At 65.3% G+C, this 21,820-nt stretch carries 21 protein-coding genes and 1 tRNA gene; 14 read left to right on the forward strand and 8 right to left on the reverse strand.

Translation table 11 applies throughout. The features are described 5' to 3' along the window. Window positions 1–542, reverse strand: a 542-nt coding sequence (locus GEU84_RS19650) for a 2Fe-2S iron-sulfur cluster-binding protein (protein ID WP_174540013.1), incomplete at its 3' end; no start/stop codon positions are given. Window positions 543–773: 231 nt separating this feature from the next. On the opposite strand from GEU84_RS19650, the gene dnaE reads away from it, so the two are divergent. Continuing rightward, on the forward strand, window positions 774–4,229 hold the full coding sequence (dnaE, locus tag GEU84_RS19655; RefSeq protein WP_174540014.1) for a DNA polymerase III subunit alpha: 3,456 nt from the start codon (window positions 774–776) through the stop codon (window positions 4,227–4,229). 126 nt (window positions 4,230–4,355) lie between these two features. Here the strand turns inward: dnaE and GEU84_RS19660 are convergent, their stop codons facing one another. Next, window positions 4,356–4,556, reverse strand: coding sequence for a SlyX family protein (locus GEU84_RS19660; RefSeq protein ID WP_174540015.1), 201 nt, complete (start codon window positions 4,554–4,556; stop codon window positions 4,356–4,358). Between the two features lie 141 nt (window positions 4,557–4,697). Between GEU84_RS19660 and hisS the strand changes: the two genes are divergently transcribed. The 3 genes from hisS to hisG are packed head-to-tail and all read left to right on the forward strand — an operon-like array spanning window position 4,698 to window position 8,163. Beyond that, a complete protein-coding gene (gene hisS / locus GEU84_RS19665) occupies window positions 4,698–6,365 on the forward strand; it encodes a histidine--tRNA ligase (RefSeq protein WP_174540016.1) in 1,668 nt (555 codons plus the stop codon). Continuing rightward, window positions 6,362–7,456 (forward strand): ATP phosphoribosyltransferase regulatory subunit, encoded by a 1,095-nt coding sequence (locus tag GEU84_RS19670; RefSeq protein WP_174540017.1) that lies wholly within the window; start codon window positions 6,362–6,364, stop codon window positions 7,454–7,456. The genes hisS and GEU84_RS19670 overlap by 4 nt, the downstream gene beginning before the upstream one ends. Continuing rightward, window positions 7,453–8,163: an ATP phosphoribosyltransferase gene (gene hisG / locus GEU84_RS19675; RefSeq protein ID WP_174540018.1), complete on the forward strand. Its 711-nt coding sequence runs from the start codon at window positions 7,453–7,455 to the stop codon at window positions 8,161–8,163. Before GEU84_RS19670 ends, hisG begins: the two co-directional genes overlap by 4 nt. A 25-nt stretch (window positions 8,164–8,188) precedes the next feature. Here the strand turns inward: hisG and GEU84_RS19680 are convergent, their stop codons facing one another. Beyond that, window positions 8,189–10,465, reverse strand: a complete 2,277-nt coding sequence (locus GEU84_RS19680; RefSeq protein WP_174540019.1) for an adenosylcobalamin-dependent ribonucleoside-diphosphate reductase — start codon at window positions 10,463–10,465, stop codon at window positions 8,189–8,191. A 349-nt stretch (window positions 10,466–10,814) separates the two neighbouring features. Here GEU84_RS19680 and GEU84_RS19685 point away from each other — a divergent pair, with 349 nt between their 5' ends. From GEU84_RS19685 to GEU84_RS19695, 3 genes are all read left to right on the forward strand, one after another. Further along, window positions 10,815–11,825 carry a Hint domain-containing protein gene (locus GEU84_RS19685; protein ID WP_174540020.1) on the forward strand — a complete coding sequence of 337 codons (1,011 nt, stop codon included), beginning with the start codon at window positions 10,815–10,817 and terminating at the stop codon, window positions 11,823–11,825. Between the two features lie 186 nt (window positions 11,826–12,011). Beyond that, window positions 12,012–12,425 (forward strand): DUF1489 family protein, encoded by a 414-nt coding sequence (locus tag GEU84_RS19690; protein WP_174540073.1) that lies wholly within the window; start codon window positions 12,012–12,014, stop codon window positions 12,423–12,425. 418 nt (window positions 12,426–12,843) lie between these two features. Further along, window positions 12,844–12,920 (forward strand) — tRNA-Arg (locus GEU84_RS19695). A 120-nt stretch (window positions 12,921–13,040) separates the two neighbouring features. Here GEU84_RS19695 and GEU84_RS19700 read toward each other — a convergent pair. Beyond that, a complete protein-coding gene (locus GEU84_RS19700) occupies window positions 13,041–13,178 on the reverse strand; it encodes a hypothetical protein (protein WP_174540021.1) in 138 nt (45 codons plus the stop codon). Here GEU84_RS19700 and GEU84_RS19705 point away from each other — a divergent pair. The 4 genes from GEU84_RS19705 to uvrC all read left to right on the forward strand — a co-directional run bounded on the left by GEU84_RS19705 (window position 13,170) and on the right by uvrC (window position 17,151). After that, on the forward strand, window positions 13,170–13,964 hold the full coding sequence (locus GEU84_RS19705) for a S49 family peptidase (RefSeq protein ID WP_174540022.1): 795 nt from the start codon (window positions 13,170–13,172) through the stop codon (window positions 13,962–13,964). The genes GEU84_RS19700 and GEU84_RS19705 overlap by 9 nt on opposite strands. A gap of 1 nt (window position 13,965) precedes the next feature. Then, window positions 13,966–14,166 carry a hypothetical protein gene (locus tag GEU84_RS19710; RefSeq protein ID WP_174540023.1) on the forward strand — a complete coding sequence of 67 codons (201 nt, stop codon included), beginning with the start codon at window positions 13,966–13,968 and terminating at the stop codon, window positions 14,164–14,166. A gap of 5 nt (window positions 14,167–14,171) precedes the next feature. Continuing rightward, on the forward strand, window positions 14,172–14,963 hold the full coding sequence (locus tag GEU84_RS19715; RefSeq protein WP_174540024.1) for an SDR family oxidoreductase: 792 nt from the start codon (window positions 14,172–14,174) through the stop codon (window positions 14,961–14,963). 313 nt (window positions 14,964–15,276) lie between these two features. Next, window positions 15,277–17,151 (forward strand): excinuclease ABC subunit UvrC, encoded by a 1,875-nt coding sequence (gene uvrC, locus GEU84_RS19720; RefSeq protein ID WP_174540025.1) that lies wholly within the window; start codon window positions 15,277–15,279, stop codon window positions 17,149–17,151. Window positions 17,152–17,226: 75 nt separating this feature from the next. On the opposite strand, the gene GEU84_RS19725 is transcribed toward uvrC, so the two are convergent. After that, window positions 17,227–18,204, reverse strand: coding sequence for a Bug family tripartite tricarboxylate transporter substrate binding protein (locus GEU84_RS19725; RefSeq protein WP_174540026.1), 978 nt, complete (start codon window positions 18,202–18,204; stop codon window positions 17,227–17,229). Window positions 18,205–18,351: 147 nt separating this feature from the next. Continuing rightward, the gene (locus GEU84_RS19730) at window positions 18,352–18,687 is read right to left on the reverse strand and encodes a hypothetical protein (protein WP_174540027.1); all 336 of its coding nucleotides are present in this window, start codon (window positions 18,685–18,687) and stop codon (window positions 18,352–18,354) included. Between the two features lie 319 nt (window positions 18,688–19,006). Here GEU84_RS19730 and pgsA point away from each other — a divergent pair, with 319 nt between their 5' ends. The 3 genes from pgsA to GEU84_RS19745 are packed head-to-tail and all read left to right on the forward strand — an operon-like array spanning window position 19,007 to window position 20,362. Continuing rightward, window positions 19,007–19,672: a CDP-diacylglycerol--glycerol-3-phosphate 3-phosphatidyltransferase gene (gene pgsA / locus GEU84_RS19735; RefSeq protein ID WP_174540028.1), complete on the forward strand. Its 666-nt coding sequence runs from the start codon at window positions 19,007–19,009 to the stop codon at window positions 19,670–19,672. Continuing rightward, window positions 19,669–19,917, forward strand: a complete 249-nt coding sequence (gene moaD / locus GEU84_RS19740) for a molybdopterin converting factor subunit 1 (RefSeq protein WP_174540029.1) — start codon at window positions 19,669–19,671, stop codon at window positions 19,915–19,917. The genes pgsA and moaD overlap by 4 nt, the downstream gene beginning before the upstream one ends. Before the next feature lie 4 nt (window positions 19,918–19,921). Then, the gene (locus tag GEU84_RS19745) at window positions 19,922–20,362 is read left to right on the forward strand and encodes a molybdenum cofactor biosynthesis protein MoaE (protein ID WP_174540030.1); all 441 of its coding nucleotides are present in this window, start codon (window positions 19,922–19,924) and stop codon (window positions 20,360–20,362) included. Window positions 20,363–20,384: 22 nt separating this feature from the next. On the opposite strand, the gene GEU84_RS19750 is transcribed toward GEU84_RS19745, so the two are convergent. After that, a complete protein-coding gene (locus GEU84_RS19750; RefSeq protein ID WP_174540031.1) occupies window positions 20,385–21,365 on the reverse strand; it encodes a P1 family peptidase in 981 nt (326 codons plus the stop codon). A 61-nt stretch (window positions 21,366–21,426) separates the two neighbouring features. After that, window positions 21,427–21,780, reverse strand: coding sequence for a cupin domain-containing protein (locus GEU84_RS19755; RefSeq protein WP_174540032.1), 354 nt, complete (start codon window positions 21,778–21,780; stop codon window positions 21,427–21,429). Window positions 21,781–21,820: the final 40 nt, after the last annotated feature.

A 21,820-nucleotide genomic window follows, 5' to 3' on the forward strand; every position in this document is an offset into this window, starting at 1 on the left:
TCCCCCTCCCCGGACCCCACCCCCGAGGATATTTCGCTCTGGGAAACCGCAAGGGGGGCCTGCATCCATTTCGGCACCGGGGCAGATTCCGCAGCCTTTGCCGCGCGGATGATCGGCGCATAGCCGGTGCAGCGGCAGAGGTTGCCTGCCAGCACGTCGTCATGGTCTTTGCGGCCCAAAGCATGCCCCACGGCCATCGACACGATGAACCCGGGGGTGCAAAAGCCGCATTGCGAACCGTGATGGTCCACCATCGCCTGCTGGACGGGGTGCATTTCACCGTCGGGGCCGCTGATCCCCTCGACCGTGCGCAGCGATTTGCCGTGAAGCTGCGGCAGGAACAGGATGCAGGCGTTCAGCGCGCGCGGCCCGTTCTCATCCGTGACCATCACGGTGCAGGCGCCGCAATCGCCCTCGTTGCAGCCCTCCTTGGTGCCGGTCAGCCCGCGTTCCTCGCGCAGCCAGTCCAGCAGGGTGCGTGTGGGGTTCGTCCCCGAAACACGCACCGGCGTTCCGTTCAGGTGAAACGCGATATCCGACATGTGAAAACCTGCCGCCTTACTCCCCGGTGCTGGCTATTGTGGCTAGCCAGCGCGTGACCGCCCGATGCGGCGTAAAGCGGGCCACGCGCCCTTTTATCCTTCGTTCCATGAAGCCTGCCCGCCTGTCACATGGCAAGCAGAACCTTTTCCCCTTTCGGTGAAGCACTTTCGTGATTTGCCGAAAACTGGGGCAGGCTTTCGCATCGGCTGCGGCTTCGTTAGGCTGTGCGCATGGCACATACCCCCCGATTCATCCACCTGCGCACCCATACCGAACATTCCCTGCTGGAAGGCGCGGTTCCCGTCAAGAAGCTGGTCGATCTGTGCGTGGCGGGCGCGATGCCCGCCGTGGCCGTGACCGACACCAACAACATGTTCGCCGCGCTGGAGTTTTCGGTGACGGCATCGGGGGCCGGGGTGCAGCCCATCATCGGCTGCCAGATCTCGGTCGTGCATGACCCGGCGGGCCCGGGCGAAAAGCCGCGCCCCGCCGCGCCCGTCGTGCTGCTGGCGCAGGATGAGGCCGGCTACATGAACCTGATGAAGCTGAACTCCTGCCTTTACATCGACAAGGGCGGCGCGCTGCCCGAGGTGACGGTGGAGCAACTGGCCGCCCATGGCGCGGGCCTGATCTGCCTGACCGGCGGGCCGGACGGGCCTTTGGGCCGGTTCCTGCAAGCCGGGCAGCGGGCCCGCGCGGAAGGCTTTCTGGCGCGGCTGACCACGATTTACCCCGCGCGGCTGTATGTGGAATTGCAGCGCCACCCCGGCGAGGGCGGGCGGCTGACCGAGGCCGAGCGTGCGTCGGAACAGGGGCTGGTGGAAATGGCCTATGCCATGGGCCTGCCGCTGGTCGCCACCAATGATGTCTATTTCCCCAAGGCGGACATGTATGAGGCGCATGATGCGCTGATCTGCATTGCCGAAGGCGCCTATGTCGATCAGCAGGCCCCGCGCCGCCGCCTGACGCCGCAGCATTACTTCAAAACCGAATCCGAGATGTGCGCGCTGTTCGCCGACCTGCCCGAGGCCTTGGAGAACACGGTGGAAATCGCCCGCCGCTGCGCCTTCAAGGCCTACAAGCGCAACCCGATCCTGCCGAAATTCGCCGATGACGAGGTGGCCGAACTGCGGCGTCTGGCGAATGAGGGGTTGCAGGCCCGGCTGGCCATCATCCCGCATGCGGTGACACCCGCCGAATATCAGGCCCGGCTGGAGTTTGAGCTGGGCGTGATCGAGCAGATGGGATTTCCCGGCTATTTCCTGATCGTGGCCGATTTCATCCAATGGGCCAAGAAACAGGGCATTCCGGTGGGGCCGGGGCGCGGTTCGGGCGCGGGGTCGCTGGTGGCCTATGCGCTGACCATCACCGATCTTGACCCCCTGCGCTATGCGCTGCTGTTCGAGCGGTTCCTGAACCCCGAACGGGTGTCCATGCCCGATTTCGACATCGACTTCTGCATGGACCGGCGCGAAGAGGTCATTCAATACGTGCAAGCGAAATACGGGCGCGACAAGGTGGGCCAGATCATCACCTTCGGCGCGCTTTTGTCCAAGGCCGCCGTGCGCGACGTGGGGCGCGTGTTGCAGATGTCTTACGGTCAGGTAGACCGGCTGTCCAAGATGATCCCGGTCGAGGGGGTGAAACCTGTAAGCATCCAGAAGGCGCTGGCCGATGAGCCGCGCCTGCGCGAGGCCGCCAAGGAAGAGGTGGTGAAGCGCCTGCTGGATTACGGCATGCAGATCGAAGGGCTGCTGCGCAACGCATCCACACATGCCGCCGGTGTGGTGATCGGCGACCGGCCACTGGACGAGTTGGTGCCGCTGTATCAGGATCCGCGGTCCGACATGCCCGCCACCCAGTTCAACATGAAATGGGTCGAGGCGGCGGGGCTGGTGAAATTCGACTTTCTGGGGCTGAAAACCCTGACCGTGATCCAGAACGCGCTGGATCTTCTGCGCCTGCGCGGCATCGAGATCGACATTTCGCTGATCCCGCTGGATGATGCGCCCAGCTATGAACTTTACGCGGCGGCCAAGACGGTGGCGGTGTTCCAGGTGGAATCCAGCGGCATGATGGATGCGCTGCGCCGCATGAAACCCACCTGCATCGAGGATATCGTGGCCTTGGTGGCGCTGTATCGTCCCGGCCCGATGGAAAATATTCCCGCCTATTGCGAGGTGAAGAACGGCCTGCGCGATCTGGAATCGATCCACCCCACCATCGACCATATCCTTGGCGAGACACAGGGCATCATCGTCTATCAGGAACAGGTGATGCAGATCGCGCAGGTCATGGCGGGCTATTCGCTGGGCGGGGCTGACCTTCTGCGACGCGCCATGGGCAAGAAGATCGCCGCCGAAATGGCCAAGGAACGGCCCAAGTTCATTGAAGGCGCCAAGAAGACCCACAACATCGACGCCAAAAAGGCGGGCGAGGTGTTCGACCTCTTGGAGAAATTCGCCAACTACGGCTTCAACAAATCGCACGCCGCCGCCTATGCGGTGGTCAGCTATCAGACGGCATACCTCAAGGCCAATCACCCGGTCGAATTCATGGCCGCCGTGATGAACTGCGACATCCATCTGACCGACAAGCTGGCCGTGTATAAACGCGAAGTGGACAAGCTGGGCATCCGCACCGTAGCCCCCTGCGTGAACGCCAGCCTTGCCACCTTCACCGTGCGCGACGGCGCGGTGATCTACGGCCTTGGCGCGCTGAAAGGCGTGGGGGTCGAGGCGATGCGCCTGATCGTCGAGGCCCGCGATGGCAAGGACGGCGTCACACGGCCCTTTGCCACCCTGTTCGATCTGGCCCGCCGGGTGGACCTGAAACGTGTGGGCAAGCGCCCGCTGGAAATGCTGGCCCGCGCCGGGGCCTTTGATGTGCTGGATGCCAACCGCGCCCGCGTGTTCGAGGCGCTGGACGCGCTGGTGGCGTATTCCGCCGCCATTCACGAATCGCGTGCCTCGGCGCAGGTATCGCTGTTCGGCGAGGCTGGGGCCGACCTGCCCGAACCGCGCCTTGCCTCTCGCGACGACTGGCTGCCGGTGGAACGCCTGACGCAGGAACATCAGGCCATCGGGTTCTACCTGTCAGGGCACCCGCTGGACGATTACATGGGCCCCTTGAAACGGCGGCAGGTGGTGACGCTGGCCGAACTGACCGCCGCCGCGCAGAACGGCCCGATGGTGGCCAAGCTGGCGGGCGCGGTGTCGTCAAAACAGGAACGCAAATCGGCCAAGGGCAACCGTTTCGCCTTTGTGCAGCTCAGCGATCCGACCGGGCTTTACGAAGTCACCGTGTTCTCTGACACGCTGGAGGCCGCGCGCGACCTGCTGGAACCCGGCCGCCATGTGGTGCTGACAGTCGAGGCCAATCTGGAAGGCGAAACCCTGAAACTGCTGGCCCGCGCCGCCCAGCCGATTGACAGCGTCGCCGCCGAGGCCGGGGGCACCAGCCTGCGCATCCACCTGAACCGGGCCGAGGCGGCGGCATCGGTCGCCGCCCTGTTCGCCCGGGTTGCGGCCGAGGGCGGGCGCGCTCGCGGGCAGATCACCATCTGCGTGCCCGATGACGCCGGGCAGGAGATCGACCTGGCGCTGCCGCAGGATTACCCCGTCACCCCCCAGATCAAGGGCGCGATCAAGGCGATGCAGGGCGTGGTGATGGTGGAGGAGATTTAGACGCTGCTCCGCACATGCGGGCGACGCTGCTCCGCCCGCCCGGAAAGCACCTTGGCAAGGGCCACGCCCGGCCCGATCAGGCTCCTCCGTGGCAGCCTGCCCGGCGTATTGGCCTAAAGCGCCAGCCTACCAATGCGGCGGGCGCTGGTCGGCCAGCGGCACGCCGCCGCCGCTCTCGGCCTCACGCTCCGCCTCGCGGCTCAGCAGCAGGCCCACGCGCCGCGCAAGCCGGTCGATCTCGGCTTGTTGCCGCGCCACCACCTCTGACAGGTCATCCACCGCCCGCGTCAGATGCGCGATCTGTTCTTCCGCCGCCCGCTGGTCCATGCCCGCCCCCTTGCCCGAAATTCCGTGCATCACCTGTGCATCATCCGTGCACGGGAATCATACTGCCCGCATTTGCGCCCCGCTTGTCCCGCAACGCCCCTTCCGATACACCGCCCGCGACGCATAGCGAAGGGTCCGATCATGGCTGACACTGCAAAAGCCCCCCGCCGCCCCCGCGCGGAAACCCCGCGCGGCTTCCGCGACTATTTCGGGGCCGAAGTGACCGAACGCAAGGCCATGCTCGACCGTATCGCCGAGGTCTATCACCGCTACGGCTTTGACCCGTTGGAGACTTCTGCGGTGGAAACCGTTGAATCGCTTGGAAAATTCCTGCCAGACGTTGACCGCCCGAATGAAGGCGTGTTCGCCTGGCAAGAGGATGACACCGGATCGGGCGCCGACTGGCTGGCGCTGCGCTATGACCTGACGGCCCCCCTTGCCCGCGTCGCCGCCCAATACCGAAACGACCTGCCCACCCCCTACCGCCGCTATGCGATGGGGCCCGTGTGGCGCAACGAAAAGCCGGGGCCGGGCCGTTTTCGCCAGTTTTATCAATGCGATGCGGACACGGTGGGTTCGGCTTCGGTGGCGGCGGATGCCGAAATCTGCGCCATGCTGGCCGACGCGCTGGAGGCCGTGGGGATTGAGCGTGGCGATTATGTGGTCAAGGTGAACAACCGCAAGGTGCTGAACGGGGTGATGGAGGTGGCGGGCGTCCTTGATCCCCTTGATCCCGAACGCTTTTCCGCCGAGCGGGGGATCGTTCTGCGGGCGATCGACAAGCTGGATCGGCTGGGGGTGGAGGGCGTGCGCGCCCTGCTGGGCGAGGGCCGCAAGGACGAAAGCGGCGACTTCACCAAGGGGGCGGGTCTGTCGGGTGAACAGGCCGATGTCATAATGCAGTTCGTCGGCGCAAATGCAGCCGTTGACGACGCACTCCTAGCTGCCTCTCGTTCGGTTAATGCTCATAGCAAAAACCTTTCTTTGGACTTGCGAACAGCAAGCTGGCTCAACGACTCTAACTTCTCGTTCTTGCCGCGCTCAAAAACAGATGGCGACCTGCGCAATGACTTCACTGTCAGTTATCTCCGAAATCTTGTTGCTGAATCTTCAATCGGCAAGGAAGGCGTGGGGGAACTCGAAGTTATTTCCGACTTGCTTCGTGCCCAAGGCTATGAATCTGATAGGATTAGCATCGACCCTTCCGTCGTCCGTGGTCTCGGCTACTACACCGGCCCGGTGTTCGAGGCTGAGCTTACCTTTGAAATTCTTGACGAAAAGGGCCGCAAGCGCCAGTTCGGCTCTGTCGCCGGGGGCGGGCGCTATGATGATCTGGTGAAACGCTTCACCGGCCAGACCGTGCCGGGCACCGGCGTTTCCATCGGGGTGGACCGGCTGTTGGCCGCGCTGCGCGCCAAGGGGCGGGCGGGCGAGGCGGCGGTTGGCCCGGTGGTGGTCACGGTGATGGACCGTGACCGGATGGCAGATTACATGTCCATGGTCGGCGCGCTGCGGCAGGCGGATATTGATCCGAATGACCCAAGCAAAGGTAAAATCCGGGCGGAACTTTACCTCGGCAACCCCAAGAATTTCGGCAACCAGTTGAAATACGCCGACAAACGCAATTCCCCCGTCGCCGTGATCCAGGGCGCGGACGAGGCGGCGCGCGGTGTGGTGATCCTGAAAGACCTGATCCTGGGCGCGAAAATCGCTGCCGGGGCCAGTCTGGAGGAATGGAAATCCCGCCCCGCGCAGGTCGAGGTGCCGCTGGCCGATCTGGTCGCCGCCACCCGGGCGATGCTGGCATGAAAGCCGCGATAAGGGCCGAGGCGGCGGCGCTGTTCGCGGCCTTTCAGGCGGCGGGGGCGGTGCCGGTGGAGGCCGACATATTGCTGCCCGCAGGCACCCTGCTGGACCTTTATGGCGAGGATATCCGCGCCCGCGCCTATGTGACGCAAGACCCGCTGCGCGGCGAAATGATGCTGCGGCCAGACTTTACCGTGCCGGTGGTGCAGGCACATATGGCGCATGGCGCCGACCCCGCACGCTATACCTATATGGGCGAGGTATTCCGCAAACAGGATCACCTGGGCGACCGCGCCTCGGAATACCTGCAGGTCGGCTTCGAGATTTTCGACCGCGATGCACCCGAGGCGGCGGATGCCGAGGTGTTCGCCCTGTTCGCGGGCCTCCTGGCGCCGCTGGGCCTGCGCCCGGCCACCGGCGATCTGGGCATCCTGATGGCGGCGGTGCGCAGCCTTTCCACCACTAGTCAGCGCAAGGCGGCCCTGCTGCGCCACATCTGGCGGCCTGCCCGGTTCCGCGCGTTGCTGGATCGGTTTGCCGGACGTGCCGCCCCCGCGCCCAGCCGCCTGCGCCTGCTGGAACGGCTGGCCCAGGCCTCGCCGGATGCGCTGATCGAGGGTGCCGGGCCGCAGATTGGCCTGCGCAGCGCCACCGACATAGCCACCCGCGCCGCGCTGCTGGTGGCCGATGCCGCCACGCCCCCCCTGCCTGCGCCCGAGGCGGCCATGCTGGATGCGCTGCTGGCGCTGAGCGCACCCGCGGCACAGGCGCAGACACGGCTGCGCGAGATCGTCGGGCATATGCCCGCTATGGCCCCTGCGCTCGACAGTTTCGCAGCCCGGCTGGATGCGCTGGCCGCGCGGGGCATCGACCCGGCCACACTGCCCTTCGAGGCCAGCCATGGCCGCAGCACGCTGGAATACTACGACGGCTTTGTGTTCACCTTCCATGCCGCCGATCCGTCCTTGCCGCCCGTCGCTTCGGGCGGGCGTTATGATGCGCTGACGGCGGTGCTGGGGCAGGGCCGCTCGATCCCCGCCGTGGGGGGCGTGATCCGGCCCAATCTGGTTGCCGCGCTGAAGGGGGCCCTGTGATGCTGAAGATCGGCGTGCCCTCCAAGGGCCGGTTGATGGAGAAAACCTTTGACTGGTTCGGCGAACGCGGCGTGCAGATGCGCCAGTCCGGGGCCGAGCGGGAATATGCGGGCAGTGTCGAGGGCATCGCGGGCGTGGAACTGGTGCTGCTGTCAGCAGGCGAGGTGCCGCGCGAACTGGCCGCCGGGCGCATCCACCTGGGCGTGACCGGGTCTGACCTTGTGCGCGACAAGCTGGCCGACTGGGACAGGCAGGTGGCCGAACTGGCCCCGCTTGGCTTTGGCCATGCCGATCTGATCATCGCCGTGCCCGCCTGCTGGATTGATGTCGATACGTTGGACGATCTGGATGCGGCGGCGGCTGCGTTTCGCGCGGCGCATGGCTTTCGCCTGCGCATCGCCACCAAGTATCACCGGCTGGTGCGCGACTATCTGACCGCGGGGGGAATCGCCGATTATCAACTGGTTGACAGCCAGGGGGCCACCGAAGGCACGGTGAAAAACCTGACCGCCGAGGCGATTGCCGATATCACCACCACCGGCGAAACCCTGCGCGCCAACCACCTGAAGGTTCTGGATGACGCGCTGGTTCACGCCTCGCAGGCGGTGCTGTTCGCGTCGCGGGCGGCGGAATGGGATGAGCAGACGACGCGGGTCTACGGCGATTTGCTGCGTCTGATCGGTGTGGCGCAGCCGGATCACCGCTGAACCGTGGTTCAAATGCGCTGGGGCGTCACCCGCATTTGGAAAATCCGCAACTGGCGCAGGTCATGCAGCCTTCGACCATCCGCAGGTCATAACTGCCGCAGGAGGAACAGCTTTTGCCCTTGGCACCCACCGCCACGACCTCGGCCTTGGGGTCGGATTTCAGGCCAAGCCCCTCGCCCGCGATGAAGCCGATGGCCACCAGATGCCGCTCGATCACCCCGCCGATGGCGGCGAGGATTGAGGGGATGTAGCGCCCCTCCATCCAGGCGCCGCCGCGCGGGTCGAACACGGCTTTCAGTTCCTCCACCACAAAGGAAATGTCGCCGCCGCGCCGGAACACCGCCGAGATCATCCGCGTCAGGGCGACCGTCCAGGCAAAATGCTCCATGTTCTTGGAGTTGATGAACACCTCGAACGGGCGGCGGTGGCCTGCGATGATGATGTCGTTGATGGTGATATAAAGCGCGTGTTCCGAGCCCGGCCATTTCACCTTGTAGGTGGCGCCTTCCAGCGCCGCCGGTCGATCCAGCGGTTCGGAAAGATACACAACCTCGCCGCCTTCGTCCGGCATCGGCGTGGCGGCGGGCACCGGGGCGGAATCGGCGGTTTCCGACACGGTCAGCACCGATCCTGTCACATCATTTGGCCGGTAGGTGGTGCAGCCTTTGCAGCCCTGATCCCAGGCGGCCATGTAGACATCGGCGAAATCCTCGAAACTGATGTCGGCGGGGCAGTTGATGGTTTTGGAAATCGAGCTGTCCACCCATTTCTGGGCGGCGGCCTGCATGCGCACATGGTCCAGCGGCGGCAGGGTCTGAGCGTTCACGAAATAATCCGGCAGGGGCGTGTCGCCGAATTTCTCGCGCCACAGCCGCACGGCGTAATCGACCACCTCTTCCTCGGTGCGCGAGCCGTCCTTTTGCAGCACCTTGCGGGTATAGGCATAGGCAAAGACCGGTTCGATGCCCGAACTGACATTGCCCGCGTAAAGACTGATTGTGCCGGTGGGCGCGATGGAGGTCAGCAGCGCGTTGCGGATGCCGTGCTGGCGGATCGCGTCACGCACATCGGCATCCATTTGGGTCAGCGAGCCGGAGGCCAGATAGGCCTCGGCGTCAAACAGCGGGAAGGGCCCCTTTTCCTGCGCCAGCCCCACCGACGCCAGATAGGACGCGCGGGCGATGGCCTTCATCCAGGCTTCGGTCTGCGCCGCCGCCTCGGCCGAGCCATAGCGCAACCCCACCATCAGCAGCGCATCGGCAAGGCCCGTGACGCCCAGCCCGATGCGGCGTTTCGCCTGCGCCTCGGCCGCCTGTTCGGGCAGGGGGAAGCGGCTGGCATCCACCACATTGTCCATCATGCGGATGGCAAGGCGCACCAGATCATCCAGCTTGTCCATGTCCAGCGCGGCACCGGGGCCGAACGGGTCGGCCACCAGCGTGGCCATGTTGATCGACCCCAGCAGGCAGGCGCCATAGGGCGGCAGGGGCTGTTCGCCGCAGGGGTTCGTCGCCGCGATCGTTTCGCAATAGTTCAGGTTGTTCATCGCGTTGATCCGGTCGATGAAGATCACCCCCGGTTCGGCCACGTCATAGGTGGACCGCATGATGCGCATCCACAGGTCGCGCGCTTGCAGCGTCTTGTAAACCTTGCCGCCGAATTGCAGATCCCAGGGCCCATCGGCCTTGACCGCCGCCATGAACGGGTCTGTCACCAGCACCGACAGGTTGAACATCCGCAGCCGCGCGGGGTCTTTCTTGGCGTCGATGAAGTTTTCGATGTCGGGGTGGTCGCAGCGCATGGTGGCCATCATCGCGCCGCGACGGCTGCCTGCCGACATGATGGTGCGGCACATCGCATCCCACACATCCATGAAGCTGAGCGGGCCCGAGGCATCGGCGGCCACGCCCTTCACCTCGGCCCCGCGCGGGCGGATGGTGGAAAAATCATAGCCGATGCCGCCGCCCTGCTGCATGGTCAGCGCGGCCTCTTTCAGCATCTGGAAAATGCCTGCCATGTCATCGGGAATCGTGCCCATGACAAAGCAGTTGAACAGCGTCACCGCCCGCCCGGTGCCAGCGCCCGCGATGATCCGCCCGGCGGGCAGGTATTTGAAACCCTCCAGCGCGGCATAGAAACGGTCCTCCCACAGCGCGGGCTCTGCTTCGGGCTCGGCCAGCGCGCGGGCGATTCGCCGCCAGGTATCTTCGACCGTGCCGTCAAGCACGCTGCCCGCCGCATCCTTCAGCCGATACTTCATGTCCCAAATCTGTTCGGCAATCGGGGCGGAAAAACGGGTCATTGATGCGATCCTTGGTCTGGCGGGTTGCGCTGGGCTGGTACCGGCCACGCGTTGCATTGCCCCGCAGGTCGGGGCCTGCGGCGGTGGTCCAAAGGCCAGAGACCACCATATATTGTCACCCTGTCACCGGCAACCCGTGCTGACGCCCGGCCACACTGCGACATTCCGCCTGACAGGAACGGCGGTTTCGACCGCAGCACAGCCGCCGCAACTGCGGTGCCGGTTTCTCGCCGCGATCTCGGCCCCCATTCAGACACATTTCGCGCTTAAGTTGCAGTTAACAGACCAATGCAACACTACAACCGGAGCCGGCACGTTCGTTAACTGGTACAGCACACAGGAGATCCCGATGCCTGATGCAAACGTTTCTGTAACACCATACAATGGCTCGCTGATCGGCGCGCAACTTCTGTCGGCGCAACGCACGCTGGTGCTGAACAATTTTGGCAGCAGCTTTTCCGGCACGCTCACCGACAATGACGGCACGCTCAGCGATGCCGATGACGGTCTGTCCAGCTTCAACGGGGCCAGCCTGAACTACATCGGCAGCGGCACGGTGCAGCCGGGGGTCAATGTGCTGGGGGTCACAGTGCCCCTGGGCGTTGCGAAGCCGGTGGTTGTATTCGAGGCGGGTGGCCAGATCTACTTCCACTTTCCGCAGGGCCCGCCCAACCTGCTGGGCGCGGTTGCGCTTGTGACGAACATCACCTCGGCCCCCTACAGCGTGTTCAACCCGGTCTGCTTTGTCGAAGGCACATGGATCGCGACCCCGGACGGTGATCGGCTGATCGAAACCCTGAATGTCGGCGATCAGGTGAACGACATCGATGGTGCCCCGCATGAGATCCTCTGGATCGGTGGGCGCAGGATGGATCTGCCCATCGGCCTTTGTCCTGATTATGTAAGGTGGCTGCCAGTGCGCGTGCCTGCAGAGGCGTTCGGGCCGGGCTGCCCCACCCGCGACCTGCTGGTGTCGCAGCAGCACCGCCTGATGATCGAAGGTTCGGGGCCGGAACTGCTGTTCGGCGATGCGCGTGTGCTGGTGCCCGCCAAGGCCTTGCTGGGCGATGTGGTGGCGCTGGATCGCGACCTGCGCCAGGTCACCTACTATCACATCCTGTGTCGCCGCCACGTCATCCTCATGGCGAACGGGCTGCCCTCTGAAAGCCTGTATCCCGGCCCCGTCGCAAAGGATGCCATCGCCCAGGATGCGCTGGCCCGCCCGGGACGGGAAGAGGCCGAGGCGCTGTTTTCCGATCTGGCCGACATGCGCGTGCCGTTCCAGCCGCACAGCGATTACCCGATGCTGCGCATCCGCGAGGGCCGCATGCTGCGCCCGGTGGCCCGCGCCGCGCGCTGAACCCTGACGCCCGAAGGATGGCCCCCCGCGGTCGCCCGGCATCAGCCTGCCAAACCGGGCCAAAAGCCCAAGCGAAGCGCACTTGCCACCGCTGCGGCGCAAAGGCCCTTGCCTCTGCCCCGCAGGGGGTTAGGTTCTGCCTCCGCCCGCACGGGGCCGCGCAGGGGGACATTCGTGCCGCTTCACATGATCAAACTCTGCGTCGGCGCAGAGAAAGTCGAGGATCTGATCGACTGGCAGCAAAGCCGGCAGGGCCACTGGATCGGCGGCACCCCGGCGCATGTCACACGCATGTGGCCCAAACGCGCCGATGAGCTGCTGGATGGCGGGTCGCTTTACTGGGTGTTCAAGGGCGTTGTGCTGGCCCGCCAGGCGATCAAGGGGTTGGAACAGGTGCAGGGCAGCGATGGCATCACCCGTTGCGCCATAAGGCTGGACCCGGCGGTGATCCGCACCGAAGGCGCCCCGCGCCGCCCGTTTCAGGGCTGGCGCTATCTGCCCGCGGGCGAGGCCCCCCGCGACCTGCCGCAGGGCCGCGCGCGGGAAGAGCCGTTGCCCCCCGAACTGGCCCGCGCGCTGGCGGAAATCGGGCTGCGTTAGGGCGGGGCTCGCGGCCACCATCAAGGCAGGCCCTGCGCGGCCACGGTTCTCGCAAGGATTTCACTTGCCGCCCCGGATACCGGTCCAGGCCCTGCGCGAGAAGCGGCCGGTGTTGGCCGCCTATGCCACGCGCCGCATCTGTCTGCCGACCGCCTGACAGCCTGCGCATGGCAGGGCTTCCTTTTCGCATCGGCTCTCGCGTCATTGTCATGTCAGATGTCCAATTTTGCGCAACCGGCCACAGGATGTCGGCATGCACAGCGCGCCAATCTGGCATGCGACCCTGCCCGGGGCGGCCCGTCAGCGCAAAAGATGCCTGAATACAGGCGCCCTGTTTAAATAAGGGCGCAATGACAACTGGTTAGGAAAAGCGCAGCAGGTTGCGAACCGTTTTCTTACCCGCTATCAATGGAATCACGGTCCCGTAGCTCAACTGGATAGAGCACCTGACTTCTAATCAGGATGTTGGGCGTTCGAGTCGTCCCGGGATCGCCACATCTTCGTTCAGTTGCTTTCCACGGCTTTGCAATCTGCACCCGTTCGGGTGGCGGATTTGCGGGCGGCAGTCGCATTTGCGGATCGTCGGCTGGCTGTGGATGCGCAGCGTTTCCTTCATCATGCCACCCGCGTTCCGGTCGGTGCGACACGGGCGACGATGGCACCCAGACGCTTGTGGTGCAGATTGCTGACTGGCCGCGCCACCGCAGCCTTGTTCGCGGGGCTGCCGCCCTCTACATCTGTGGCATGAAACATCTCATTCCCTTCATCAAGAAACCGCCGGTCGTCTCGGTGATCCGCCTGCAAGGCACCATCAGTTCCGGCGCGCGCAACCTGTCGGATTCGGGGCTGGCCCCGGTGATCGAGCGCGCCTTTACGCGGGGAAAACCGGCGGCGGTGGCGCTGGTGATCAACTCGCCCGGCGGATCGGCCGTGCAGTCCAGCCTGATTGCTGCGCGCATCCGGCGGCTGGCGGATGAAAAATCCATTCCCGTGCATGTGTTTGTCGAGGATGTGGCGGCCTCGGGTGGCTATTGGCTGGCCTGCGCGGGGGATCAGATCTGGGTGGATGAAAGCTCGATCGTCGGGTCCATCGGGGTGATCTTTGCCAGCTTCGGCTTTCCCGAACTGATGGCCCGGCAGGGGATCGAGCGGCGGGTGGTGACGGCGGGGCGGTCGAAATCGCTGGCCGACCCGTTCCTGCCGGAAAAGCCCGAGGATGTGGCCCGGCTGAAGGCGCTGCAAGAGCCGATCCATCAGGCCTTCATCGCGCATGTGAAGGCGCGGCGTGGCACGCGGCTGAACCCCGATGCCGATCTGTTCAATGCCGACATCTGGGTGGGGGCGGGTGCCGTTCCCGTGGGGCTGGTCGATGGTGTCGCCCATCTGGTGCCCAAGCTGAAAGAGCTTTACGGCGACAAGGTGCGGCTGGTGCCTTACGGGCAAAAGCGCGGGCTGCTGAGCCGTTTTGGCGCGGGCCTGCTGGGCTCGGCGCTGGCCGAGGTAGAGGATCGCGCGCTTTGGGCGCGCTACGGGCTGTGACATGCTGATCAAGGCCATCATCCTGTTTCTGGGCGGCATGGCCATTGTGGCCATGATCGGCAACTGGCTGTTTCCCGGTGCGCTGTCGCGGCAGTTGCGGCGCGGCAGGGTGGCCAAGCCCGCGACCTGCCCTAAATGCGGCAGATACATCATCGGGGGCGGCGGCTGCACCGGCTGCAAACCTCCGGCGCGCAAGGGGTGACAGGCATGGCGGCAGCGGCGAAACGGGCACTGGTGACAGGGGCCGCAAAACGGCTTGGCCGCGCCATGGCGCTGTATCTGGCCGAACGCGGTCATGACGTGGTGGTGCATTATGCGGGGTCAGAGGCCGGGGCGGTTGAGGTGGTCGATCTCATCCGCGCCATGGGGCGGCGGGCGGTGGCGGTGCAGGCCGACCTGCTGGATGAGGATGCCACGGCTGCGCTGGTGGGGCAGGCGGCGGCGGGGCTTGGCGGTCCGCTGACCCTGCTGGTGAACAACGCCTCGATCTTTGAGTATGACAATCTTGCCAGTGCCACCCGGCAAAGCTGGGATAGGCACATGGGCAGCAATCTGCGCGCGCCCTTCGTGCTGACGCAAGGGTTCGCGGCACAGGTGCCACCGCCGCTGACCGATATGCAGGGCGAGCCTGTGGCGCAGGGGCTGGTGGTGAACATGATCGACCAGCGCGTGCGCAAGCTGACGCCGGAATTCATGACCTATACGCTGGCCAAGATGGGCCTGTGGGCGCTGACGCAGACGGCGGCGCAGGCGCTGGCCCCGCAGGTGCGGGTAAATGCCATCGGCCCCGGCCCGACGATGCAGGGCGCGCGCCAGTCGGCGGCGCATTTCGCCGGGCAGCGGGCTGCCACGATCCTGCAACGGGGGGCGAATCCGGCGGATGTCACGGCGGCGCTGGGCTATTTCCTTGATGCGCCGGGGGTGACGGGGCAACTGATCTGCGTCGATGGCGGGCAGCATCTGGGCTGGCAAACCCCCGATGTGCAAGGGGTGGAGTGATGTCGCCAGGGTGACGTAGGGAAAGTTGTCCACTTTTCGCATTGCGTTCACGCTGGCGTTACAAATTCCCCATGGTTTTCAGGGATTTGCGCAAAGTTAATAATTATTGTGTTTATTTTCATATGGTTACAAAGTAGCCTAAAAAATGGGCAAAGTCAGGAAGCGGGCCAAAAACAACGAAAATTTGCCCCTCGCAGAATGTTTTGCGCAGAGTTATCCACAGAAACGGTGGATAGGTTTTCTCTTGCCCCCGGGGCAAGATCATTGCAGCGAGGTCCGGGAATCGTGAGGGCCGGAAAGGGCGGGAACCAACGTGCAGGGTGAGGACGACGAACAGGCTTCGGGGCTGACGGGGCATGAGTGCATTCAGGCCTATCTGAAGACGCTGGACGGATCACCCGGCGTCTACCGCATGCTGAATGCGGCCTCCGAAGTGCTGTATGTGGGCAAGGCGCGCAACCTGCGCGCGCGCGTATCGAATTATGCGCGCCCCTCGGGGCATTCTGGGCGCATTGCGCGGATGATCCGCGAAACCTGTTCGATGATGTTCCTGACCACGCGCACCGAAACCGAGGCGCTGCTGCTGGAACAGAACCTGATCAAGCAGCTGAAGCCCCGCTACAACGTGCTGCTGCGCGACGACAAGAGCTTTCCCAACATCCTGATCCCCACCGACCACCCGTTTCCGATGCTGAAAAAGCACCGGGGCAAACGGTCGGAGAAGGGGCTGTATTTCGGCCCCTTTGCATCGGCTGGGGCGGTGAACCGCACGCTGAACCAGTTGCAGCGCGTGTTCCTTTTGCGCACCTGCACTGATTCAAGTTTTGAATCGCGCACGCGGCCCTGCCTGCTTTACCAGATCAAACGCTGCGCCGCGCCCTGTGTGGGCAAGATCGCCGCGCCCGATTATGCCAATCTGGTCGCCGATGCGCAGCGGTTCCTGGAAGGCCGCACCACAGCCGTTCAGGCCAATCTGGCGCGCGAAATGTCCACCGCGTCGGACGCGATGGAATTTGAGCGCGCAGCAGCCCTGCGCGACCGGATCAAGGCGCTGACGCAGGTGCAATCATCCCAGGGCATCAACCCGCGCGGCGTGGCCGAAGCTGATGTGATCGCCCTGCATCTGGAGGGTGGGCAGGCCTGCGTGCAGGTGTTCTTCATCCGCGCCAACCAAAGCTGGGGCAACCGCGACTTCTATCCGCGCACCGGCGCGGGGGCAGAGGAGCCCGAGATCATGGAGGCGTTTCTGGCGCAATTCTATGATGACAAGGAGCCGCCGCGGCTGATCCTGCTCAGCCATCCGGTAGACAACCCCGATCTGGTCCAGGCGCTGCTGTCGGAACGCGCGGGGCGCAAGGTCACGATGGGCATCCCGCAGCGCGGCGAAAAGGCCGAACTGGTGGAAAACGCCGCGCGCAACGCCCGCGAAAGCCTGGCCCGGCGGATGGCCGAAGGCGCGACGCAGAACAAGCTGCTGGCCGGTCTGGCCGAGGCGTTCGATCTGGACGCCCCACCGAAACGCATCGAGGTTTACGACAACTCCCATATCCAGGGCACCAATGCCGTGGGCGGCATGATCGTAGCGGGGGCCGAGGGCTTCATCAAAAGCCAGTATCGCAAGTTCAACATCCGGTCCGAGGCGGGGGCGAACAGCGACGACTTCGGCATGATGAAAGAGGTGCTGACCCGGCGCTTTGAACGGCTGATCAAGGAAGACCCCGAGCGGAAATCCGATGCCTGGCCCGACCTTCTGCTGATCGACGGCGGGGCGGGGCAGGTGTCGGCGGTGGCGGGGATCATGGCCGAACTGGGGGTGGATGACATTGCCATGGTCGGCGTGGCCAAGGGGGTGGACCGCGACGCGGGCAAGGAGGAATTCCACCGCCCGGGCGAACCCGCCTTTGCCCTGCGCATGAACGACCCGGTGCTGTATTTCGTCCAGCGCCTGCGGGACGAGGCGCACCGCTGGGCCATCGGCGCGCATCGGGCCAAACGGGCCAAGGCGGTGTCGGCCACGCCGCTGGATGACATTCCGGGCGTGGGGGCGGCGCGCAAAAAGGCACTGCTGGCGCATTTCGGATCGGCCAAGGCGGTGGCCCGGGCCGGTCTGGGTGATTTGCAGGCGGTCGAAGGGATTTCGGCCACCATGGCGCAAAGCATCCATGACTTCTTTCACGACCGGGGGTAGCGGCCGCTCATCCGCCCTGACGGGCAACTTAGCCAAGCGGTGCAAGCCGTCAGGCGTGATGAGCGGCCCGGTGCCTCAATCCATGCTGACCCCGGCATCCGCCACAACCGGCGTCCATTTGGCAATCTCGTCATCCACATGCGCCGCCAGTTCCTCGGGCGTTGATGCCACGATGGTGGCCGAGAATTCCGCCATCCGCGCCACCACCGCCGGGTCGGCCATCGCCACTTTGGCGGCGTCGTTCAGCCGGGCCACCACCTCGGGCGGGGTGCCTGCGGGCGCAAACAGCGCGTTCCAGGTGTAGGTTTCATAGCCCGGCAGGGTTTCGGCGATCGACGGCAGATCGGGGAAGGATGGCGCGCGTTCCGCCGTCGTCACCCCCAGCGCGCGCAACCCGCCGCTGGTCATGTGCCCCGAGGCGGAAGGAAGGTTGTCAAAGATGACCGGCACCTGATTGCCCAGCACGTCGGTCAGCGCGGGGCCCGACCCTTTGTAGGGGATATGCGTGATCTCAACTCCCGCCATCGCCTTGAACAATTCGCCCGACAGGTGCAGCGGCGTGCCGTTGCCGGACGAGGCATAGGCCAGCAGCGTCGGATCGGATTTCGCCAGATCAATCAGCTCCTGCACCGTTGTCACCGGCAGTTCCGGGTTGACCGCCAGCACGTTCGGCACCACCACCAGCAGCGACACCGGGGCAAAATCTGTCACGGCGTCATAGGGTTTCTGCTTCAGTATCAGCGGGTTCAGCGCATGGGTGGCCACCGTGCCCATCAGGATGGTGTAGCCGTCAGGCTCTGCCTGTGCCACCTGGCCCGCGCCCAGCGAGCCGCCTGCGCCGCCCACATTCTGCACGATCACCTGTTGCCCCAGTTCGGCACCCATGCGTTCGGCCACGATGCGCCCCACCACATCGGTGGAGCCCCCCGCGGCAAAGGGGATCACCAGCGTGACCGGGCTTTCGGGGTATTCGGCGGCTGCCGGGGCAGCGGCGGCGGCCAGAAAAAGCGCCGAAACCGCCAGAACGGCGCGGCGGGTAACAGGGTGTGGCATGTGCAGATCCTCCCATTGATCAATGCGAAGGATGAAGGCACTGGCGCAAAACTCAAGCGCGGATCTGCTTCTGAGCGAAAATCCCCTTTGCGGTTTCAGCTTCAGGCAGGATGCGCGCCGCTATACGACCGCAGCAGGGCGCGGCGTTCAGATCACCGATCGCCGCGATGCGCTGTGCAGCGGGATCACCGATCTGGCCTGCTCTCGTTTGCGGGCCTCGGCCTTTTCCACCCGCAGACGTTCGGCCTGCATCGCCAACTCGGCCTCGCGCAACAGCGCCTCGCTGATGGTGATGCGACCGGCCCGCAAGCTGTCGCGCAGCGGTGGCGACAGAAACGCCTGGGCCATGGCCAACAGATCCGCCATGGCAAAAACCGCTCCGAAATTCTGGCCGTCGCGCGTGATGATCACCGGCGCGCGCTGCGCCGCATCCATCATCTTGCCGAAGGCATGCTTTGCCTCCTGCACCGTCATCGTCGTCATGTCTGTCCCCCACCAACGAACGTCCCGGCAGGCCCCTTTGCGGGGGCTGCCGCCCATGGCACTGGTTGCTGGTAAAGCCCCCGCTGCATGTCCCGTGCAGGGGCGCTTCAACCGCGCCACGGGCGGCATGCTGGCACGCTCCGGCAAAATAGTTAACATTCGGTAAACCTCTGCCGGGTATTTTCTTCGGAATTGCCTTGTTTTGCAGCATCTGCACCGGTGATCACAGCCTTCACCCGCAGGCGGAAACCGCCAACCGCGATGCCGCCTGCCGCATTCCCCCTTTCCGACTGCCTGACCATCAGCTACCACTCGGCCTATGAGATGGACGCTGCCCAACACCCTGACCGTCCTGCGCCTGCTGGCCGCGCCCGGCGTGGCGCTGATGTTCCTGTATTTCCACCGCCCCTGGGCCGACTGGTTCGCGCTTGCGCTGTTCATCTCGGCGGCGATCACCGACTATTTCGATGGCTATCTGGCCCGGCTGTGGAAGCAGGAATCCAAGTTCGGCGCCATGATGGATCCGATCGCCGACAAGGCGATGGTCATCATCGCGCTGGTCATCATCACCGGCTATTCCGGCATGAATCCCTGGCTCATCCTGCCCGCCACCGTGATCCTGTTCCGCGAAGTGTTCGTGTCGGGCCTGCGCGAGTTTCTGGGGGCCAAGGCGGGTCTGCTGAGCGTCACCAAACTGGCCAAGTGGAAGACCACGGCGCAGATGGTGGCCATCGCCGTGCTGTTCCTGGGCACCGGGCTGGAGCATCTGGAGGGCATCGCCCGCCAGGGCATGACGATGGAGCAATATGCCCGTGCGGTCAGCGACGGTCTGGCCGACCCGATCCGCAGCTGCGGCGCGCGGGGCTGTTCGTCAGTTGCGACCATCGCGGGGCTTGCCCTGATCTGGCTGGCGGCCATCCTGACCGCCCTGACCGGCTGGGATTATTTCCGCAAATCCCTGCCCTATCTGCGGGATGACACATGATCGACGTGCTGTATTTCGCCTGGGTGCGCGAACGCATCGGCCTGCCGCGCGAACGGCTGGACACGGCGGCAGAAACCGTGGCCGATCTGGTGGCCGAACTGGTGGCGCGTGAAGAACGTTACGCCGCCGCCTTTGCCGATACATCCGCCCTGCGCGTGGCGCTGGATCAGGAGCTGGCCGATTTTTCCGCGCCCTTGGCCGGTGTGCGCGAAGTGGCGTTCTTTCCGCCGATGACCGGGGGCTGACGCGATGCGCGTGGCCGTGCAGGCAGAAGCGTTCGATCCGGGGCATGAGGCGACGGGTTTCGGGCAGGGCATGCCCGGTGTGGGGGCTGTCGTCACCTTTGCCGGCGTGGTGCGCGATACCACGGGCACCCTGGCAGCGATGGAGATCGAGCATTACCCCGGCATGACCGAACGCGCCATCGCGGGCATCCTGGCCGAGGCCGTGGCCCGCTGGCACCTGCTGGATGCCCTGGTGATCCACCGCCATGGCCGCCTTGGCCCGGGCGAGCCGATCATGATGGTCGCCACCGCCGCCGCGCACCGGGCCGAGGCCTTTGCCGCCGCCGAATTCCTGATGGATTACCTGAAATCCCGCGCGCCGTTCTGGAAAAAGGAAATCACCGCGACGGGTGCGGAATGGGTGGCGGCCAAGGATGCCGACGAAGATGCTCTCGACCGCTGGTAGCCCGCCCGAACAGGTAGCCTGTTCAGCCCGCCCAGGCCGGTTGCAGATCACCCGGCATCGCCCGCGCCAGATAGACCGCCCGCGCAATGGCCCGCGCCAGACAGCAGGCTGCGGCATGGCCCAGCAGAAAACTGTCAGCCAGCGGGTCGGCCAGCTCATGCGCCCCGGTTGCCGCAGCAAACACCAGATCGCCATCAAACGGCGTATGCGATGGCACGATGGCCCGCGCCATGCCGTCCTGCGCCGCCGTGGCCATGCGCTGCGCCTGCGCCTTGGTCAGCGCCGCATCGGTGGCCACGATGGCGATGGTCGTGGCCTCGCCCATGCGCTTGCGCGGTGCGGGTTCAGCATTGGCGGGGAAAGCCCCGGGCAGGCCCAGCCCGCCGAATTCGCCGTCAAGCTCCCATGGCGCGGCCCAGAACTGCCGCCCCTCGCCCACCGTCACCGACCCCAGCGCATTCACTGCCACCAGCGCCCCCACAGTCACCCCATTTTCCAGCACACAAGAGGCCGACCCAAGGCCCCCCTTCCACCGCCCGGTCATCGCGCCAAAGCCCGCCCCCGCCGTGCCAAGCGCAAACTCCGCGCCCGCCGCCGCCAAAGCCGCCCGCCCCAGCGCCTTGTAGGGGTTCTCGGCCCAGTCCTTTGCCCCGCCGTTCAGCAGATCGAACAGGATCGCGCCCGGCACGATGGGCACGCGTTGAACCCCCACCGCAAAACCGCGCCCCATCAGCCGCAAGCCATCGGCCACGCCCGACGCCGCATCCAGCCCGAACGCCGACCCGCCCGACAGCACCAGCGCATCGACCCCATGCACCAGCTTGTCCGGGGCCAGCAGATCGGTTTCCCGCGTGCCGGGCGCCCCGCCCATCACGCTGACAGCGGCGATAAAGGGCGCGTCGCCCAGCAGCACCGTGGCACCGGAACGCAGGCCTGAGTCAGCGGCATTGCCCACCCGCAGCCCCGCCACATCGGTGATCAGATTGCGTGGACCGGGGCGCATCAGTGTGCCCTCCGGCCCGGCAGCACATCCGAACCAGCCCCTGCGCCGCCCTGAAGCACGCTCATATCTGCACCTTTACCGCCGCCGTCGCCGGATCGCCGGTGTTCGGCGTGCCACGCGGCTCGATCAGAAGCAGATGCGCCTCTTCCCGCGCGACGGGGCGATGCTCCACCCCCGCAGGCACCACGAACATCTCGCCCGCGCACAGCGTCACCACCCGGTCGCGCAACTCGATGTCGATCTCGCCCTTCAGCACCAGAAAGAAATCATCCGTATCCGGGTGCGCATGCCAGACGAATGCGCCCTGCACCTTCACCACCATCACGTCATTGCCATTGTAGCCCGCCACGATGCGCGGCGACCAATGCGTGTTGAACTGCGCCAGCTTTTCCGCCAGGTTGACTGCGTCCTGCATGCGGCACCCCCTTTGCTTTCATCGTGGTTGAAGCATCCTA

Origin of the sequence: Fertoeibacter niger (genome assembly GCF_009380135.2) — a bacterium.
GTDB classification, from domain to species: Bacteria; Pseudomonadota; Alphaproteobacteria; order Rhodobacterales; family Rhodobacteraceae; genus Fertoeibacter; species Fertoeibacter niger.